At 63.7% G+C, this 15,888-nt stretch carries 17 protein-coding genes; 11 read left to right on the plus strand and 6 right to left on the minus strand.

Annotated elements, in window-relative coordinates:
- Positions 1 to 49 precede the first annotated feature (49 nt).
- Positions 50 to 958, minus strand: coding sequence for an IclR family transcriptional regulator (locus QRN54_RS13055; protein ID WP_007729442.1), 909 nt, complete (start codon positions 956 to 958; stop codon positions 50 to 52).
- A 138-nt stretch (positions 959 to 1,096) separates the two neighbouring features.
- Here QRN54_RS13055 and QRN54_RS13060 point away from each other — a divergent pair, with 138 nt between their 5' ends.
- The 3 genes from QRN54_RS13060 (at position 1,097) to QRN54_RS13070 (ending at position 3,873) form a co-directional block, all read left to right on the plus strand.
- Complete coding sequence (locus QRN54_RS13060) at positions 1,097 to 1,972, plus strand: TIGR03619 family F420-dependent LLM class oxidoreductase (protein ID WP_064687741.1); 876 nt, start codon at positions 1,097 to 1,099, stop codon at positions 1,970 to 1,972.
- Between the two features lie 32 nt (positions 1,973 to 2,004).
- A complete protein-coding gene (locus QRN54_RS13065) occupies positions 2,005 to 2,496 on the plus strand; it encodes a nuclear transport factor 2 family protein (protein ID WP_003939809.1) in 492 nt (163 codons plus the stop codon).
- A 129-nt stretch (positions 2,497 to 2,625) separates the two neighbouring features.
- A complete protein-coding gene (locus tag QRN54_RS13070) occupies positions 2,626 to 3,873 on the plus strand; it encodes an Nramp family divalent metal transporter (protein ID WP_020909201.1) in 1,248 nt (415 codons plus the stop codon).
- A gap of 56 nt (positions 3,874 to 3,929) precedes the next feature.
- Here QRN54_RS13070 and QRN54_RS13075 read toward each other — a convergent pair whose 3' ends face one another.
- Positions 3,930 to 5,525: an acyl-CoA synthetase gene (locus QRN54_RS13075; RefSeq protein WP_064687742.1), complete on the minus strand. Its 1,596-nt coding sequence runs from the start codon at positions 5,523 to 5,525 to the stop codon at positions 3,930 to 3,932.
- A gap of 369 nt (positions 5,526 to 5,894) precedes the next feature.
- On the opposite strand from QRN54_RS13075, the gene QRN54_RS13080 reads away from it, so the two are divergent.
- Both QRN54_RS13080 and QRN54_RS13085 read left to right on the plus strand, forming a co-directional pair.
- The gene (locus QRN54_RS13080; protein ID WP_007729451.1) at positions 5,895 to 6,833 is read left to right on the plus strand and encodes a 3-oxoacyl-ACP reductase; all 939 of its coding nucleotides are present in this window, start codon (positions 5,895 to 5,897) and stop codon (positions 6,831 to 6,833) included.
- A 26-nt stretch (positions 6,834 to 6,859) separates the two neighbouring features.
- On the plus strand, positions 6,860 to 7,603 hold the full coding sequence (locus QRN54_RS13085) for an SDR family NAD(P)-dependent oxidoreductase (RefSeq protein ID WP_064074321.1): 744 nt from the start codon (positions 6,860 to 6,862) through the stop codon (positions 7,601 to 7,603).
- 22 nt (positions 7,604 to 7,625) lie between these two features.
- On the opposite strand, the gene QRN54_RS13090 is transcribed toward QRN54_RS13085, so the two are convergent.
- On the minus strand, positions 7,626 to 8,531 hold the full coding sequence (locus QRN54_RS13090; RefSeq protein WP_197486159.1) for an amidohydrolase family protein: 906 nt from the start codon (positions 8,529 to 8,531) through the stop codon (positions 7,626 to 7,628).
- 125 nt (positions 8,532 to 8,656) lie between these two features.
- Between QRN54_RS13090 and QRN54_RS13095 the strand changes: the two genes are divergently transcribed.
- From QRN54_RS13095 to QRN54_RS13105, 3 genes are all read left to right on the plus strand, one after another.
- A complete protein-coding gene (locus tag QRN54_RS13095) occupies positions 8,657 to 9,184 on the plus strand; it encodes a nuclear transport factor 2 family protein (RefSeq protein WP_003939692.1) in 528 nt (175 codons plus the stop codon).
- Positions 9,185 to 9,188: 4 nt separating this feature from the next.
- Positions 9,189 to 10,322, plus strand: a complete 1,134-nt coding sequence (locus QRN54_RS13100; protein ID WP_058037639.1) for an oxidoreductase — start codon at positions 9,189 to 9,191, stop codon at positions 10,320 to 10,322.
- A gap of 80 nt (positions 10,323 to 10,402) precedes the next feature.
- On the plus strand, positions 10,403 to 11,401 hold the full coding sequence (locus tag QRN54_RS13105) for an MDR family oxidoreductase (RefSeq protein WP_064074261.1): 999 nt from the start codon (positions 10,403 to 10,405) through the stop codon (positions 11,399 to 11,401).
- A 5-nt stretch (positions 11,402 to 11,406) separates the two neighbouring features.
- On the opposite strand, the gene QRN54_RS13110 is transcribed toward QRN54_RS13105, so the two are convergent.
- Positions 11,407 to 11,958, minus strand: a complete 552-nt coding sequence (locus QRN54_RS13110) for a ribonuclease H family protein (RefSeq protein ID WP_007729467.1) — start codon at positions 11,956 to 11,958, stop codon at positions 11,407 to 11,409.
- Between the two features lie 45 nt (positions 11,959 to 12,003).
- On the opposite strand from QRN54_RS13110, the gene QRN54_RS13115 reads away from it, so the two are divergent.
- The 3 genes from QRN54_RS13115 to QRN54_RS13125 all read left to right on the plus strand — a co-directional run bounded on the left by QRN54_RS13115 (position 12,004) and on the right by QRN54_RS13125 (position 14,234).
- A complete protein-coding gene (locus QRN54_RS13115) occupies positions 12,004 to 12,957 on the plus strand; it encodes a DNA-3-methyladenine glycosylase family protein (RefSeq protein ID WP_193594923.1) in 954 nt (317 codons plus the stop codon).
- Between the two features lie 17 nt (positions 12,958 to 12,974).
- On the plus strand, positions 12,975 to 13,625 hold the full coding sequence (locus QRN54_RS13120) for a pyridoxamine 5'-phosphate oxidase family protein (protein ID WP_285182117.1): 651 nt from the start codon (positions 12,975 to 12,977) through the stop codon (positions 13,623 to 13,625).
- A 111-nt stretch (positions 13,626 to 13,736) separates the two neighbouring features.
- Positions 13,737 to 14,234 carry a hypothetical protein gene (locus QRN54_RS13125; protein ID WP_003940625.1) on the plus strand — a complete coding sequence of 166 codons (498 nt, stop codon included), beginning with the start codon at positions 13,737 to 13,739 and terminating at the stop codon, positions 14,232 to 14,234.
- Positions 14,235 to 14,241: 7 nt separating this feature from the next.
- Here QRN54_RS13125 and QRN54_RS13130 read toward each other — a convergent pair whose 3' ends face one another.
- Positions 14,242 to 14,631, minus strand: a complete 390-nt coding sequence (locus QRN54_RS13130) for an ArsR/SmtB family transcription factor (RefSeq protein WP_003940184.1) — start codon at positions 14,629 to 14,631, stop codon at positions 14,242 to 14,244.
- A gap of 60 nt (positions 14,632 to 14,691) precedes the next feature.
- Positions 14,692 to 15,888, minus strand: coding sequence for an acetyl-CoA C-acetyltransferase (locus QRN54_RS13135; RefSeq protein ID WP_285182118.1), 1,197 nt, complete (start codon positions 15,886 to 15,888; stop codon positions 14,692 to 14,694).

The raw sequence follows: 15,888 nt of genomic DNA on the forward strand, positions 1-15,888 counted from the left end.
GAGCTGCTATGACTCGTCCCGATCAGCGAGACAAGTCGATCAAAATACGTCAGATCCAGTGGTCGGACGACGCTGCCAGCAGGCGATCCATCGTCTCCGCCGAGAACGTATTGGTCGGAACGGGAGGCGTTTTGCGGCCGCGGCGAGGAGCACCCAGTTCGGGGTACAGCGTCCGTGAGACCTCGCGAGCCGCGTCGACGACCAGCGGAGCAACTCGCTCGAGCTGAGCGGTCCGCATGTCACCACACAACGCGATGCTGCCGACGGGACCCTCGTGTCCGCGAATTGCCGAAGCCACACAAGCGACTCCACGCGCTGACTCCCCGCGTTCGAAGGCCAGTCCCCGACGCTGACGGATGCGGTTCAGTTCCTGGTGGAGCACAGCGACGTCGGTGATCGTGTTCTCGGTGCAGCGGGGAAGAGAAGCCCCGAACAGAGCGTCGACGCGCTCGGGGTCGATCCACGCCAGCATCGCCTTGCCACCAGCCGTCGAATGAGCGAGCACTCTGCCGCCGACGCGGGACGGGAGCGCCGCGGCGAATCGTCCGCCGACCTTGTCGAGATAGACGCTCTCGCGTCCGTCGAGCACCGACAGGTGAACGACCATGCCGGTCTGCAGGTGCAGTTCGTGCAGAAGCGGTGCAGCGGCTTCGCGGATCTGGCTGTGGCCGCCGTCGCCACCACCGAGGCCGAGCGCGCGACGCCCGAGGCAGTAGCCGAACGATGCGTGATCGACCCAGTCCAGCTTGACCAGCTGATCGAGAATGCGGTGGACCGTGGAGCGCGGCAACTGAGTACGGCACGCGACCTCTTCCAGCGTCAGCCGCGCGGCGCGGCCGTCGAATGCGTCGAGAATCAGTGTCATCCGCTCGACCATCGACGGCGGCAGATCCTTCTTGGGTTGCCCACCGGCAGTCTGGACGGTGGACAGTGTGTCGTTCATGTCAACAATGGTCATGGACGCCTCCCGAAAACTGGAATTGATTCTACCGACTATAACCCAGGTCACAGTTTCTGGAAAGTGAATCGATCTTTTCGATCCCGATCAGCGGTAATTCACCTGCCGCTGGGCGAGTGGGGACGCTATAAACGCCCGATGCACCTGGGAATCGTCACGCCGGTCCTGATTCAGCACCCGAGCACGCGCTCGGAGTGGGAGGCAAGTGCTGACATCGGCGAGATCGCCACAGTGGCCGCCACGGCGGATCGACTCGGTTTCCATCATCTGACCTGCAGTGAACACGTGGCGGTCCCCGAGGAGATTGCCACCGAGCGCGGCGGAACCTACTGGGATCCGCTCGCCACCCTTGGTTTTCTCGCCGCGCGTACATCACGAATCCTGCTGGCGACCCAGGTGCTGGTGTTGGGCTACCACCACCCCCTCGAGATCGCCAAGCGTTACGGAACGCTTGATCGAGTCAGCAATGGACGCCTGATACTCGGCCTCGGGGTGGGGACTCTGAAACAAGAATTCGATCTCATAAATGCTCCATTTGCCGACCGAGGAGCGCGCGCTGACGATGCCTTGGCCGCACTTCGGGCATCACTGTCGACGCCGACTCCGGAGTATCACGGCGAGTTCTACGACTACTCCGGATTTGTCGTCGAACCCCACGCCGTCCAGAAACGGGTGCCGCTGTGGATCGGCGGCCGGACCAAGAGATCGCTGCGCCGGGCCACCACACACGGCGACGGGTGGGTGCCGTTCGGGCTGCGATTCTCCGAACTGAAGGAAATGCTCGACGCCACGACGCTCCCCGACGGATTCGACGTGGTGCTTCCCGCCGGTGCGCCGCTCGATCCCCTCGGCAATCGCGAATCCACCCTTCGCGCCTTGACTCGCGTCCGTGACGCCGGGGCGACCATCGCCAGTTGCTCGGTCGGCGCTCGAAGCGTCGAGCACTACTGCGAACAACTCGAAGAACTTCACCGAATCGCCCTCGCCGAGGGCTTTTCTTTCACCACTTCCTGATTCCCCGACAATTCAATGCAAAGGACGTACCGATGACCGACTCGACCGCCCTGATCGAATCCCTGCTCGCCCGAGTGGAATTGCTCGAGGACAAGCTCGCGATCACCGAACTGCTGACCACATACAGCCCTGCCGTCGACAGCGGATCAGCCGACGAGGTCGCGAACCTGTGGCTCGAGGACGGCGTCTACGACGTCGATACCGGTGCGATGCACGGCCGCGGCGAACTGCGCGCGATGGTTCACAGCGCCTCACACCAGAACTGGATCATGAACGGCGCGGCCCACATGATGACACCCGCCCACATCCGCATCGACGGCAACAAGGCCGTCGCGACCTGCCATTCGCAGTTGGTCATCAAAGATCCCGAGAACCCGACGGGATTCAAGGTCCTCCGCATCACCGCAAACCGTTGGGAACTGATCAAGACGGACGGCGAGTGGAAGGTCGAACTGCGTACCAACGCCCTCCTCGACGGCCGACCCGAGGCTCGCGCTCTCCTGGCTGCCGGCGTGACGGCCTAACCGGCCTGTGGGCGGTTAGGGACCCTCTGCGGTCGCTAACCGCGCACAGCTGTTGAAAGTTCGGCTCCCCGAACTCTATAGTTCACTTATTCGAACCAACAGGTCCGAGTACGTGTGACCAGGAGACCGATGAGCACCAGTACGCAAGAGCCGACGACTCCGCGCCGACGACCCACGGGGAGATCCATCGCCCTGCTCGGTCCGGCGTTCGTCGCGGCAATCGCGTACGTCGATCCGGGCAACGTCGCCGCCAACCTCACCGCCGGCGCCAAGTACGGCTACCTCCTCATCTGGGTACTCGTACTCGCCAACGCGATGGCCGTCCTCGTGCAGTATCTGTCCGCGAAACTCGGTCTCGTCTCCGGCAGATCCCTGCCCGAAATGCTGGGTCAGCGCCTGCGTAAGAACAACCGCCGCGCCTTCTGGCTCCAGGCCGAGATGATGGCGATCGCGACCGACGTCGCCGAAGTCATCGGCGGCGCCATCGCACTCAACCTGCTCTTCAACATCCCGCTCTTCCTCGGCGGACTGATCACCGGATGCGTGTCGATGGTCATCCTGACGATCCAAAGTCGGCGCGGACAGCGCACTTTCGAGTTCGTGGTCATGGGATTGCTGGCCATCATCACCATCGGCTTCCTGACCGGGCTCGCCTTCACCGACGTCTCCGGCAGCGAGGCCGTCGCCGGACTGGTCCCCCGCTTCGAAGGAACCGAGACCGTACTGCTCGCCGCCAGCATGCTCGGAGCAACGGTCATGCCGCACGCGATCTACCTTCACTCCGCATTGGCACGTGATCGCCACGGCCACATCAAACCCGGCCCACGGTTGCAGCGATTACTCAAAGTCACCCGTTGGGATGTCGTTGTCGCGTTGATCATCGCCGGTGGCGTGAACATCGGCATGCTGCTGCTGGCCGCTTCGGCGCTGCGCGGAGTACCCGGCACCGACACCATCGACGGTGCGCATGCCGCGATCGAGAATTCGCTCGGCCCGGGCGTAGCCGTGGTGTTCGCGATCGGCCTCCTCGCCTCCGGACTCGCGTCGACCTCCGTGGGATGCGCGGCCGGCGCCGAGATCATGCATGGTCTTCTGGCCATTCGGATTCCGGTGATCACACGCCGGATCGTCACGCTCATCCCGGCACTGATCGTGCTCGGACTCGGCGTCGACCCGACGCTGGCGCTCGTGCTCAGCCAAGTGGTCTTGAGCCTGTGCATCCCCTTCGCGATCATCCCGCTGGTGCGAATGACCTCGGACCCCGAACTCATGGGCGACGCGCGCAATGCCCCGCTCACGACCGTCGCGGCGTGGATTGCGGCGGGCTTGATCGTTGCACTCAACGTCGCTCTGCTGGTTCTGACGGTGACAGGCTAGAGCACCGGAGCCACCCAACGCGTCCCTCACAAACGCGCTGGACGGCTCCGGCCGGACTAGGAGACTTGCTCGGCGAGAGTGGCCTTGGCCCAGCGATAGTCGGCCTTTCCGCTGGGAGAACGCCTGATCGACGGAACATTCATGACGGTGCGCGGCACTTTGTACCGAGCGACCTGCGACGCGCAATGCTCACCGATCTCGGCAGCGTCCGGGACGTCGAAGCCTTCGCGGGTCGTGATGACCGCAGCGACGCGCTCACCGAACTTTGCATCCGGAATTCCCGCGACCAAAGCGTCGAGCACCGCCGGGTGACTCTTGAGCGCCTGCTCGACCTCTTCCGGATACACCTTCTCCCCGCCGGTGTTGATGCACTGAGAACCACGCCCCAGCAGGACGATCGAGCCGTCGGCTTCCACGCGTCCGACGTCGCCGAGCACCGACATCCGCACCCCGTCGATCACCGGGAACGTAGCCGCGGTCTTGACCGGATCATTGAAGTAGCCGACCGGCACGTGACCACTGCGAGCGATGTAACCGGTCTCGGGCGATCCCGGCTCCAGCGGCCGCATCCTTTCGTCCACGACGCGGGTCTCGTCGCGAGCGGCGATGCGCATCAGGCCGTCTTGACCGATCTCCAGATTGCCGTCGACGCCCGACTCCGAGGAGCCGAATCCGTCGCGGATCACCAGGTTCGGAAGCATCGACTTGAGCTGCTCCCGCAGTGAGAGCGAGAACAAGGCTCCGCCGGACGAGACCATTCCGACCGTGCTGAGGTCGTAATCTGCTGCGTTTGCTGCCAATTCGTCTGCGAGCGGACGTGCCATCGCGTCTCCGACGACGGTGATGGAGACGGCCTTCTCACTTCCGGCGAGCTGGAGCGTCGTCTTCGCGTCGAACCGCGCCATGAGAATTGCGTTGGCGCCCATGAAGAATCCGGTGAACAGCGAGTACGACGCCGCACCGTGCATCAGGGGTGCGGTACTGAGCATGTTCATCGCGGGAACGTTCGGCACCGCGGCGAACAGAGCCTCAGCGGTCGTGTGCGGCGGACCGAACGGATTTCCGCCGGTGAGCGCCGCGAAGTAGAAGTCTTCATGACGCCACATGACACCCTTGGGCATCCCTGTCGTGCCGCCGGTGTAGATGACGAAGAGGTCGTCGTTGCTGCGGGGCGCGAAGTCACGAGTGGCGGCCTGCTCCGCGGCAGCGTCGGCAAATCGAACGACGTCGACGCCTTCGATATCGCGGACGGCTGACTCGCCGACGACAACGACGTGCTTGATGCCGGGCGCGGCCGGGAGAACCGTCTCCACGACGGAAACGAACTCCTCGTCCACGATCAGTGCCACCGACTGCGAATCGTTGTACAGATAGGTCAGTTCGGCGTCGACGTAGCGATAGTTGACGTTGATCGGGACCGCACGAATCTTGAGGCACCCGAGCAAACTCTCGACGAACTCGATGCTGTTGCGCATGTGCAGAGCAACGTGATCGCCGGGCCCGACACCGACACTCGCCAGGTGGCGGGCGATGCGATTCGAGCCCTCGTCCAGCTCGACGTAGGTGCGACGACGACCATCGCACACGAGCGCCGTGCGGTCCGGAATCAGATCCGAGATGCCCTCGTACAGATCTGCCAAATTCAGTGACACTGCTGGTGCCTTCCTTGATGTCCGGCCCGGTGAATTCAGGGCCGACCGTACTGCGTTTTCGGTGAGAACTATCCGACCCTGGAGCCGACGAATGCGGCCGAGAACTGAGCGGATCGGTGGTGACGCAAACGCGTACGCGGTGGGATCGCCGCGTCGCCCCAAGGTGGCATGCAGCGCTCGTGACCCAGATCACCGCTCCCGCTGAGTGAGACTCCTCCTCAGTCGGCCAAACTTCTGTTCAAAACTAGAACTAATTCTGATTTCGCTCGAATGATTTTTTCGGAACGACTACCGAACTCTCGACTTCAAATTAGAATGAATACTAATTTTGCAAGACGTACCCGACCGCCCGGATCGAAGGAGCACGACATGACGCAATCACTGAGCTTGGAAGGCAAAGTTGCCGCCGTCACCGGCGCCGGCGCCGGCCTGGGTCGCGCCGAAGCACTCGGACTCGCGGCTGCCGGTGCAGCCGTCATCGTCAACGACATGGGTGCAGCGGCCAACGACGTGGTCGACGAGATCAAGGCCGCAGGTGGACAGGCACTCGCCATCACCGGCGACGTCTCCGACTGGTCGCTCGGCGGGCGCATCATCGAAGAGGCTGTCAAGAACTTCGGATCCTTCGACATCCTCGTCAACAATGCAGGCATCCTGCGCGACAAGATGATCTTCAACCTGACCGAATCCGATTGGGACGACGTCATCCGCGTGCACCTCAAGGGCCACGCGGCCACCTCGCACGCAGCCGCAGTCCACTGGCGCGCAGCCAGCAAGGCAGCCGACGCACCGGTCTACGGCCGCATCATCAACACCTCTTCCGAGGCTTTCCTCTTCGGCAGCGCCGGGCAGCCCAACTACTCGGCAGCCAAGGCCGGTATCACCGCGCTGACGCTCTCGAGCGCAGCAGGTCTCTCCCGCTACGGCGTCCGCACCAACGCGATCTGCCCCCGTGCCCGCACCGCCATGACGGCAGAAGCCTTCGGCGAGAACAACACCGGCGTCGTCGGCCTCGATCCGCTTGCACCCGAGCGCGTCGCGACCCTGGTCAGCTACCTCGCATCCCCCGATTCCGACGAGATCAACGGACAGGTCTTCGTCGTCTACGGCAAGATGGTGGCGTTGATGGAAGCACCCAAGGTCGAGAACCGTTTCGACGCAGCCGGATCCGCGTTCACCGTCGAAGAACTCGGTGGCCAGCTCTCGTCTTACTTCTCCGGCCGTGGGCCGTACGAGACCTACGCCGCCTACAGCATCGCCGGCCTCGAAAAGATCGCACTTGCAGTCGACGAGACCGCAACAGTTTGAGCAGCACTTACGAAGAGGAGCGTTTCATGAGGTTGAACGGCAAGGTAGCGATCGTCACCGGCGGCGCCGGTGGAATCGGTCGCGCTGTCACCCGAGTCTTCGCCCGTGAAGGCGCGAAGGTCCTGTTCGTCGACATCAACGAGGAGCAGGGCCAGGCCCTCGAACAAGAACTGGCCGGCTCCGGCAAGTTCCTGAACGTCGACCTTGCTGCCGCCGGTTCGGCCGAGCAGATCCGTGACGCCGCGCTCGAGGCTTTCGGCAAGCTCGACATCCTGGTGAACAACGCTCACGCGTCCCGTCAGGCTCCGTTGCTCGAAACCACGCAGGACATGTTCGACCTGTCCTTCAACACCGGTTTCTACCCCGTTGTCCACCTCATGCAGGCGTGCCACGACGAACTCGCGAAGACCAAGGGTTCCGTCGTCAACTTCGCGTCGGGTTCAGGTTTGGACGGAATGCCGACCCAGACGTCCTACGCTGCGGCCAAGGAAGCTGTGCGAGGCCTGACGCGCGTCGTCGCCAACGAGTGGGCGCCGGAAGGCATTCGGGTCAACGTGGTCTGCCCGTTCGCCGCCACCGAAGGCGTCGTCAAGTGGCAGGAAGCCTTCCCTGAGCGCGCAGCCGCATCGGTTGCCAAGGTGCCTCTCGGACGCATCGGTGATCCCGAAACCGACATCGCTCCCGTCGTGGTGTTCCTGGCGAGCGACGATTCCAAGTACATGACGGGTCAGACGTTGATGGCCGACGGCGGCAGCATCAAACTGCGCTGAGTCGAAGTTCTTCTCGGTGAGCTCAGCACACCGAGAAGAGCTTGGCGGCGTTGTCGTGCACGACGGCTCGCAGCCATTCGTCTCCGAGATCGAAGCGCGTAACCGCTTGCAAGGCTGTGAGATACGGGTACGGAATGTTCGGGAAGTCGCTACCGAACAGAATCCGGTCCTGCATGTCGACGAGCCGTGATACGTCTACCTTCGGGAAGGCACACTGCTCTTCCGTGAAGTCGGTGAACGCCATGGTCGTATCCAGGCGGACATTGCCGTAAGCCTCTGCCAGATCGAGGAATTCGCTGTACTCGGGCATCCCCATGTGGGCGACGATCAACGACAGGCGCGGGTACCGTGCGAGCAGCGAAGCAATGCGATCAGGTCCCGTGTACTCCCCCGGCGCCGGTCCCGAACCACAGTGGATCACGATGGGCGTCTCGGAGTCCTCGAGTTGCCCCCAGACCTTGTCGAGCAGAGGGTCGTTCGGATCGTAGTTTCCGACCTGGATGTGGGACTTGAAGATTCGCGCGCCCGACTCCAATGCCTTGCCGACGTACGACGCCGCCGACTCCTCGGGATAGAACGTGGCCGTGTGCAGGCAATCGGGCGTTTGCGCGGCAAATTCGACGGCCCACTGATTGAGCCACTCGGCCATCGCGTGCTTGTGCGGGTAGATCATCGACGTGAAAGCCCGGACACCGAACTCGCGGAGACGGTGTACCCGCTCCTCCTCGGCAAGTCGGTACGCGATGGGCCAAGGTCGACCGATCATCGGTCCCGCCGAATCGAAGTAGCCCCACACCTTGTCCATGACGCTCTTCGGCATGAAATGGGTGTGGACGTCGATCACGCCAGGAACACCCAACTCGCGCCAAAAAGCCCGAACCTCGGCGATCTCCTCCGGTCCGGTCGATGGGACCTCTTCGGTACACACGTCTGACACCCCTTTCGTTCGCTCGACCATACCGAGTGCCGTCGCGCTCACCGGGACAGGTCGTTGACGGCCCGCCCGGAGCACCCGAATGTGAACCCATCTTGCCGATCACCGTTGGAGGTTGAATGTCTCAGGCCGAGTCCGAAGTGGGGTCGATCAGTGCCGTCGAGGAACTGCTCGCAATCGAGGAAATCAAGCGTGTGTTCGCCGCGCGCCTACGCTGCATGGACACCAAGCAGTGGCACGTCTACCCAACCCTGCACACCGCAGACGTCGTCAGCGAGACGTGGGGCGGACTCCCGACAGACAAGCAACCCAAGACCGGCGACACCTCGAACCAGGTAGTGGGCATCGACAAACTCACCGCGGCAATTCGGAACATGCTCGACGGCGACATCCCCCTCACCACGGCGCACCACGCACACACTCCCGAAATCGTGCTGACCTCGCCCACCACCGCAACCGGCATCTGGGCGATGGAGGACATGCTGTGGTGGAACGACGGCGAGAAAGAACTGCACCTACACGGCTACGGCCACTACCACGAGAAATACCGCAAAGAAGACGGCAAGTGGCTGATCAGCTACCGAACCCTCACCCGGCTCCGTGTCGACCAGGACCCCGGATTCTTCCGATTCATGAAAGCGCTGTGACGAAGTGACCAACCCGCTGTTCCAACCGCTCCGCATCCGTTCGCTCGAACTGTCCAACCGCATAGTCATGTCGCCGATGACGCGCACGTACTCCATCGAAGGTGTGCCCGGCCGCGACGTTGCCGACTACTACCGCCGACGAGCTGAGGGCGGCACTGGACTGATCGTCACCGAAGGCGTCGCGATCGATCACGAGACTGCTGTCGACCACGCCAACGTCCCCAACCTCCACACTCCCGCTGCTCAGGCCGGATGGCGGAAGGTAGTCGACGACGTGCACGCTGCGGGCGGCAAGATCGTGCCTCAACTCTGGCACGTCGGACCTCTGTGGGGCGCGATGACGCAGATGGACCCCTCACTCAAGCCGATGCGCCCCTCAGGCGAATGGGGCCCGCTCGGCGTCACCTCGTACTCCGCTGCCTACGTCGAACGCGCACAGGCGAGCACCGAAGCGATGACCGAGCAGGACATCCAGGACGTCATCGACGCGTACGTCCGCAGCGCGAAGCACGCCGTCGAACTCGGCTTCGACGGCATCGCGATCCACGGCGGTCACGGCTACCTCCTCGATTCCTTCTTCTGGGAGGGCACCAACCAGCGCGACGACGCGTGGGGAGGCGACCTGGAGCGTCGTACCAGGTTCCCGGCCGCCGTCGTCGCCGCGATCCGCGCAGCCATCGGACCGGATCTGCCGATCATCTACCGTTTCTCACAGCACAAGCAGCAGGATTTCACCGCGAAGATCGCGGAAACCCCCGAAGAGTTGGGCGTCATCCTGAGCGCGCTGGTCGACGCCGGAGTCGACGTTCTCGACGCCAGCATCAGGCGTTTCGACGTGCCGGCCTTCGAAGGCAGCGATCTCTCGTTGGCGGGTTGGGCGAAGAAGCTGACCGGCGCCGTCACGATGGCCGTCGGCAGCGTCGGTATCGGAAAGTCGCTGCGGGACAGCCGCATCGAAGGCGTCGCACCTGTAGTCGACAACATCCCACAGCTCGAGGAGCGCATCGGCAGCGGAGAGTTCGATCTGATCGCGATCGGCCGTCTCCATCTCGCCGATCCTGCATTGGCAACTACCCTGCGCGCCGGTGGCCCGCTACCGGCGTTCGATCGAGCGGTGCATGAGGGCAGCTTGATCTAGGGGCTCCGCCCCTGTGCGCCTTTCCGGTAGTTCGCACTACCAAAAAGGCGCACAGGGCCGAAGGCCTTTATGTTCGACCCATGACTACTTTCAACGCCTGGGTCGCCCGCGACAGCGACGGCACCATCGACTTCGCCCCCGAAACCGTCGACGAATCCTTCCTCCCGGCAGGTGAGGTCACCATTCGCGTCGAGTATTCGAGCGTCAACTACAAGGACGCGCTCGCGGTCACGCCGAAAGGCGGGGTGGTTCGCGAGTACCCGATCGTCCCCGGCATCGACGTCGCCGGCGAGGTCATTGCCTCCGAGTCCGACGCATTCGCCCCGGGAGACAAGGTCGTCGCACATGGCTACGAGATCGGGACCGCCCGCAACGGCGGCTACGCCGAGATCGCCCGTTTGCCTGCCGAGTGGGTCGTGAAGCTCGACGGCATTTCCACCGCCGACGCTGCCGCGATCGGCACGGCAGGATTCACCGCGGCCATGAGTGTCCAAGCCATTCTGGCCAGCGGAGTGAAGCCCGCCGACGGTCCCGTCCTGGTGACGGGTGCGAGCGGCGGAGTCGGCACCGTCAGCGTCGACCTTCTGGCAAGCGCAGGCTTCGACGTGGTCGCCTCCAGCGGTAAGCCAGGCGCGGCAGACCTTCTGACGTCACTCGGTGCGTCTTCGGTGATCGGCCGGCTCCCCGAGGATCCCGACGCCAAGCCTCGCCCGCTCGGAAAATCTCAGTGGGCGGCGGCCGTCGACTGCGTCGGTGGAAAGACCCTCGCTCACGTTCTGAGCACGATCAACTACGGCGGTGTTGTGGCCGCCAGCGGATTGACCGGTGGCGCCGCGCTGCCTACGACCGTGCTGCCGTTCATTCTCCGCGGAGTCTCACTGCTGGGCATGGACTCGGTATTGATGCCGATCGAGCCCCGTCGCGCGCTGTGGACCCGGCTGGGCTCCGACTTGGCCCCACGTCATCTGAAGGAGATCACGAACCTCGTTGCCGTCCGCGACGTCGTCTCGGTGATCGATCAGGTCCGCGAAGGCAAGTACACCGGCCGGGCGCTGGTTCAGGTTGCCGACGGTTTCTGAACCGCTCAGAAAAGTGTGAACAAATCTGCTGGTTCTTCGGCCGTCGTGGACTTCTCCTTGTAGGGGGAGTTCACGGCGGTCGGTTCCTTCTTCACCGGGGCAGCAAGCGGGACCGATGCGATGTCCCCCGAGACGATGGCGCGTGCGGCTTCGCCGGCCAGCTTGTCTGCCATTTCGTTGTAGTGGTTGCCGACGTGCCCGCGCACCCAACGAAAGCGCACCGGACCGACTCGATCGGTAATGGCTCGGTCGATGCTCTGGACCAGTTCCAGGTTCTTGACCGCCCCACCGCTCGCGGTCTTCCAGCCCTTGCGCTTCCAACTCGGCAGCCATTCCGACGCGCACTTGATGGCGTACTGCGAGTCGGATTCGATGAGCAGAGGATCAGCACCGGGATGGGCGACGACGGCCTCGAAGAGCGCACGCAACTCGGCAATCTGATTGGTGCCGGACGCTTCTCCGCCGGACATGCTCGGACCCTCGTGATTGACCCATGCCCAGCCGATAGCCCCGCCGGGGTTTCGCAGACAGGATCCGTCGGTGCTCACGATGATCATGGCTCGGACAATACGTTGCGCCACCGACACACGCCTTAACGGAGGATGGACGGTGGCGATACGCTGACCTCGATGACGCCGCTATCTCCGGTCGACGAAGTCACGGTGACTTCTCAGCGACCGCTCGATGCCGCGCTGACGCTCAGCCCGCATCAGCGCGGACCCGGCGACCCCGCACATAGACGGTCAGCCGACGGAGCGATCTGGCGAGTTTCCCGCCAACTTTCGGGTCCTGTGACCTACCGCATCACGCAGTCGGATCGCCATACGGTCCGGGTACAGGCCTGGGGTCCCGGCGCTACGGAATTTCTGACCGGCGCCGAAGCTCTGCTCGGTCTCGACGACGAGGCCGAAGATTTTGCGCCCGAGCATCCCAAGCTCGCCGAAGCTCATCGACGCTTCCCTCATCTGCGCATCGGCCGCACCGGCCGCGTCATGGAAGCTCTCGTTCCCGCGATCCTCGAGCAACGAGTCCACGGCATCGACGCATTCGCCGCGTGGCGCCGCCTGCTGACCAAGTTCGGGGAGCGCCCACCCGGCCCCGCGCCCGACGGAATGCGGGTTCCACTCACCGCGGACCAATGGCGTCGAATGCCGTCATGGGAATTCCATCGCGCGAACGTCGATCCCGCGAGGTCCAAGACGATCGTTCAGTGCGCTCGCGTCGCCGACCGCCTCGAGCAGGCATCCACGTTCCCCAGGACCGAGGCGACCAAACGGTTGCGAGCGGTACCCGGCGTCGGGATCTGGACTGCCGCCGAAGTGGCTCAGCGTGCATTCGGCGATTCAGATGCACTCTCGGTCGGCGACTACCACCTCGCTGCCGTCGTCGGGTGGTCACTGCTGGGTGAACCGATCGACGACGCCCAGATGGTGCAGTACCTCGCTCCCCTTCAACCGCATCGATACCGCGCCGTGAGGCTCCTGCAGGTCAGCGGGCAAGCCGTCAAACCCAAGTTCGGTCCGCGAACTGCCGTTGCCGACCACCGTTGGCACTGAGCATCAGGAGTTGGAAAATGTCGACCCGATACGCACACATCGCCTTCTCCCCCGCTGCGGTGGAGCGTCAGCGGTCGACCGGAAGTTTCACCGTGTACGGTTCGAAACTCGATCAGCCCGACGAAGGCCCGATGGAATTCGATTTCCGCGCGCAGGGATTCGTGAAATCCGTGGATTCCTTCTTCATGTCCACGGTGACGCCCGACGGTTGGCCGTACGTCCAACATCGCGGCGGCCCGCGCGGATTCCTGCATGTGTTGGGCCCGAATCGAATCGGATTCGCCGATCTCCCCGGCAATCAGCAATTCGTGACGCTCGGCAATCTGGAAGAGAACAATCGCACCTCGCTGTTCGTCATCGATTACCCGACGCGAACGAGATTGAAGATCTACGGGCGTGCGCAGGTGATCGAAGCGGACGAGGACCCTGCACTACTGCAACAGCTCTTGCAAGTCCCCGGCGGCACCATGACGGCAAAAGCCCAGCGTTCCATCGTCATCGACGTCGAAGCGTTCGACTGGAACTGCAGTCGAAACATCACGCCACGCTTCGACAAGGAGCGCATGGACGAATCCCTCGCTCTGGCACGCCAACCCCTGCAAGCCGAGGTAGATCGGCTTAGTGCCGAGGTCGAAGAATTGCGTGCGCGGTTGTCGAAAAACGAATGAGACTAGGCGGTTTCAGGGCACTCGGAGTCGGGTAGCCACCAAACACGGCCCGTCGCGCGGAGACGACGGGTCCCGTTGTGCCCGAGGAGGTCCGCACGATCGATCCAGACGGTGGAGTTCTGGTTAACGAACTGCACCGCCACCATTCACGACTGGTTCCACACAGACAGATTGGCCGTCCCCATGAAACTGTCCCGAACTCTCACCATGTCCGTACTCGTCGTCGCCGCAGTCGGCGCCGGAGCCGGCACCGCGGTCGCAGCGCCCCCGAATGCGGGCTTCGATCCGTCCCAACCCCTACTGACACCGACCGCAGAGTCGAACAGCCAGGCGGCGTTGATGCTCTTCCCCGGTAACGATCCGAAGCAGGCCGCGTTCGACACGATGGCCAACGAGGTCAATATCGGCTGGAACAACGGTGGTCTGCAGTCGACCCTGATCGGAGCCAACCTCGGCGTCGGAATCGGCTGCCTGTCGATCTTCCCGAACTTCATCGCCGGCTGCATCGTCGGTGGAGTCATCGGCACGGTTGCCGGAGTCGGCGCAGGAATCACCAACGGAAACCCGAACGCTGCGCCGGCCGTCGAGAAGTTCTTCGCGACTCCTTGAGTAGCGCTCAGCTGTGCGTGTGCCCGGGGGTGGGTGTCTCGTCGTGAAAATGTGTGGCGCCGATCGAATGCAGCAGCTGGTGAACGGTGTCGTCCGCCAGTTGGTATCGCATCGATCGGCCGTCGCGGGTCGCGCTCACCCACCCCTGGCTACGCAGTAGCCGCAGCGCATGTGAGACGGCTGTGCCGCTCATCCCCAGCGCCACGGACAAATCCGTGACGCAGATACCCGGTGCGTGATGAAGGCAGAGCAACAGACGCAGACGATTGGTGTCGGAGAGAAGCTCGAAGCGACCGGACCAACTGGTGACGTCCAAACCCTCGAGTGCGGCCCTGGCGCGACGAACATCCTCGACGCTCAGCGCGCCACTGGTGTCTGCTGCGCCTGCATTCGTCAACCGACTGCCTCCGTAGAACTTCCGATCCCCCGCCGCAAGTGTACCCAGAAGCGAACCTCGTCAGGCAGACTCCACCACGGCCGCCATACCCTGGCCACCGCCGATACACATGGTCAACAGCGCTTTTCCGCCGCCGCGTCGGCCGAGTTCGTGAAGCGCGGTTGTTGCCATACGCGCACCCGTCGCTCCCACGGGGTGCCCGAGCGAGATGCCGGAACCGTTGACGTTCAGGCGATCGAGGTCCTCGAATCCCCATTCCTTCACGACGCCGAGAACCTGGCACGCAAACGCCTCGTTCAGCTCGACCAGATCGAAATCGGCAAAGCCTGCCCCGGTGCGAGCAAACAGTTTCGAGACGGCGGCAACCGGCCCGAGGCCCATCAGCGCCGGTTCACAACCGGCCGCGGCCCAACTGTCGAGGAACCCGATGGGTTCCAGCCCCAGCTCGTCCAGACGATCCTCGGCGACAACCAACATCGCTGCCGCAGCGTCGTTCTGCTGGCTGGCGTTACCGGCGGTCACGACGCCTCCCTCGGTCACCGCGCGCAGCCGTGCCAAGGTTTCGAGTGAGGTATCCGGACGGATCCCCTCGTCAGCACGAAACTGTGTGACGTTCCCTTTTCGATCCGTCAGTTCGACGGCGACGATTTCGGCATCGAAGCGGCCGGATTCTCTTGCCAGTGTTGCCTTTCGGTGGCTGTCGACGGCGAAGGCGTCCGACTCTTCCCGCGTGATCCCGCAGCGTGTCGCGACGTTCTCGGCCGTTTCGATCATTCCGCTGATCCGGCCGAAACGCCACTCGGGTTGCGAGCGCTCGCGGCCACGATCGAGGCGGTCGAACAGTTGCAGCCCACCGGATCTGGTGCCCCACCGCGCTCCGGTGGTGTAGTGCTCGATCCCGCTCATCGATTCGACGCCACCCGCGAGAACCACGTCGGCCGCACCCGTCTGGACCATCATGGCCGCGGAAACGATGGCCTGCAGACCCGTTCCACATCGGCGATCCGTCTGGAAGCCGGCTACCGAAATCGGCAACCCGGCCTCGAGCGCCGCCCACCTTCCGATGCACGGTGCCTCCGAATTGGCATACGACTGCCCCATCGCGACGTCGTCGATGCGGGACGGATCGATTCCGCTACGACGCACGGTCTCCTTGACGACGGTGGCAGCCAGACTTTCCGCAGGCACGTCACGAAGTGCCCCTCCGAAACGGCCCACCGCGGTTCTGACCGGCGCGACCAATGCTGCTCGTTTCAC

The sequence above is a fragment of the Rhodococcus sp. MEB032 genome, from assembly GCF_030208925.1.
Lineage (GTDB): Bacteria > Actinomycetota > Actinomycetes > Mycobacteriales > Mycobacteriaceae > Rhodococcus_F > Rhodococcus_F qingshengii.

Excerpts from the sequence above, each read along its gene's own strand:
- QRN54_RS13095 (WP_003939692.1), top strand. The coding sequence starts at position 8,657 with ATGTCTCAGGCCGAGTCCGAAGTGGGGTCGATCAGTGCCGTCGAGGAA.
- QRN54_RS13085 (WP_064074321.1), top strand. The coding sequence starts at position 6,860 with ATGAGGTTGAACGGCAAGGTAGCGATCGTCACCGGCGGCGCCGGTGGA.
- QRN54_RS13120 (WP_285182117.1), top strand. The coding sequence starts at position 12,975 with ATGTCGACCCGATACGCACACATCGCCTTCTCCCCCGCTGCGGTGGAG.
- QRN54_RS13115 (WP_193594923.1), top strand. The coding sequence starts at position 12,004 with ATGGACGGTGGCGATACGCTGACCTCGATGACGCCGCTATCTCCGGTC.
- QRN54_RS13110 (WP_007729467.1), bottom strand. The coding sequence starts at position 11,958 with ATGATCATCGTGAGCACCGACGGATCCTGTCTGCGAAACCCCGGCGGG.
- QRN54_RS13060 (WP_064687741.1), top strand. The coding sequence starts at position 1,097 with ATGCACCTGGGAATCGTCACGCCGGTCCTGATTCAGCACCCGAGCACG.
- QRN54_RS13080 (WP_007729451.1), top strand. The coding sequence starts at position 5,895 with ATGACGCAATCACTGAGCTTGGAAGGCAAAGTTGCCGCCGTCACCGGC.
- QRN54_RS13070 (WP_020909201.1), top strand. The coding sequence starts at position 2,626 with ATGAGCACCAGTACGCAAGAGCCGACGACTCCGCGCCGACGACCCACG.
- QRN54_RS13055 (WP_007729442.1), bottom strand. The coding sequence starts at position 958 with ATGACCATTGTTGACATGAACGACACACTGTCCACCGTCCAGACTGCC.
- QRN54_RS13105 (WP_064074261.1), top strand. The coding sequence starts at position 10,403 with ATGACTACTTTCAACGCCTGGGTCGCCCGCGACAGCGACGGCACCATC.
- QRN54_RS13065 (WP_003939809.1), top strand. The coding sequence starts at position 2,005 with ATGACCGACTCGACCGCCCTGATCGAATCCCTGCTCGCCCGAGTGGAA.